At 60.2% G+C, this 1,780-nt stretch carries 1 protein-coding gene; it reads left to right on the top strand.

Going from position 1 to position 1,780, the window contains the following annotated elements; genetic code table 11:
- Positions 1-307 precede the first annotated feature (307 nt).
- The gene (ltrA, locus tag ACF8FB_RS00985) at positions 308-1,729 is read left to right on the top strand and encodes a group II intron reverse transcriptase/maturase (protein ID WP_010952386.1); all 1,422 of its coding nucleotides are present in this window, start codon (positions 308-310) and stop codon (positions 1,727-1,729) included.
- The last annotated feature ends 51 nt before the right edge of the window (positions 1,730-1,780 follow it).

Raw genomic sequence — 1,780 nt, 5'->3', positions numbered from 1 at the left:
AGGGTGTCGCGGGTGACCGCGAATCTGAAGGAAGCCCGAGGCAAAATGCTGGCCTGACGAACAGGAAGCGGATAGAGGCGGCACAGCGGGGTGAGGTGGCACAAATCGCCAAAGCCCAATACTTGCACGGAACGCTGTGACGTAGATCCGACAGGCATAAGCAGGAAGGTCGCGCGAATTACCCTGGGAGATCTGTACGTTTGCCATTGTGCTACCGCGCGTCGAAAGGCGACGGGATGAGCGTGCAGAAGTCAGCCGAAGCCGTAGTAAGTGGCGGTTAACCGCGCCACCAAGGGCCGAACAGGTTATGCCGCCAGTAGGCGTCGCCGTCTCGTTGGTAACCGTAATGCAGAAATTTCCCACAGCGGAAACTGTCATCCCGAGCTCCGGCCAGAAGCCGAGGGTGACGCCTGACAGTGCAAAGGTATCGACGGCGTCCGTGACGTGGACGAACGCGGAGCCGGACACGCTGATGGAGCGGGTGCTTGCACCGGCCAACCTCAGACGTGCGTATCAACGCGTGGTCAGCAACAAGGGAGCACCGGGTGCCGATGGCATGACGGTCGCTGACTTGGCGGGCTACGTGAGACAGTATTGGCCAACCCTCAAGGTCAGGTTACTGGCCGGTGAATACCAGCCCCAAGCAGTGCGAGCGGTTGAAATTCCCAAGCCGCAGGGCGGCACACGGCAACTGGGAATCCCCAGCGTCGTGGATCGCCTGATCCAGCAAGCACTGCAGCAGCAGCTCACACCTATCTTCGACCCACTGTTCTCGGACTACAGCTATGGTTTTCGTCCGGGCAGAAGTACGCATCAAGCCATCGAGATGGCCCGTGCTCATGTGACAGCGGGACACCGCTGGTGCGTGGAACTCGATCTGGAGAAGTTTTTCGATCGGGTCAATCACGACATCCTCATGGCCTGCATCGAACGTCGGATCAGAGACAAGTGCGTACTCAGGCTTATCCGCCGCTACCTTGAAGCCGGGATCATGTCGGGCGGTGTCGTCAGCCCACGGCAGGAGGGGACGCCGCAAGGCGGCCCGCTCTCGCCGTTGCTGTCGAATATCCTGCTCGACGAACTCGACCGCGAGCTGGAGCGGCGGGGCCATCGCTTCGTACGTTATGCCGATGATGCGAACATCTATGTACGCAGTCCCCGGGCCGGCGAACGGGTGTTGGTCAGCGTCGAGCGCTTCCTGAGAGAACGTCTGAAGCTGACGGTGAACAGGAAGAAAAGCCAAGTGGCAAGGGCGTGGAAGTGCGACTACCTAGGCTATGGGATGAGCTGGCACCAGCAGCCAAGACTGCGCGTGGCAAGGATGAGCCTAGACCGCTTACGCGACCGGCTCAGAATGCTGCTGCGCAGCGTACGGGCTCGCAAAATGGCGACTGTCATCGAGCGGATCAACCCCGTCCTGAGAGGCTGGGCTAGCTACTTCAAGCTCAGCCAGAGCAAGCGGCCGCTTGAGGAACTGGATGGTTGGGTCAGGCACAAACTCCGCTGCGTCATCTGGCGTCAATGGAAGCAGCCTCCCACGAGGCTGAGAAACTTGATGCGCCTGGGGTTGAGCGAGGAGCGTGCCAACAAGTCAGCCTTCAATGGCCGAGGTCCATGGTGGAATTCGGGAGCGCAACATATGAACTACGCGCTGCCAAAGAAACTGTGGGACCGGCTCGGGCTGGTCTCGATACTGGATACGATTAACCGGCTTAGCCGCGTAACCTGAACCGCCGTGTACGGAACCGTACGCACGGTGGTGTGAGAGGACGGCGGGTGT

The organism is Pseudomonas sp. yb_2 (assembly GCF_043103905.1).
Taxonomy (GTDB): Bacteria; Pseudomonadota; Gammaproteobacteria; order Pseudomonadales; family Pseudomonadaceae; genus Aquipseudomonas; species Aquipseudomonas alloputida.
Note: the sequence above shows the minus strand (reverse complement) of the source record. Positions and strands in the feature narration are given on the sequence as shown.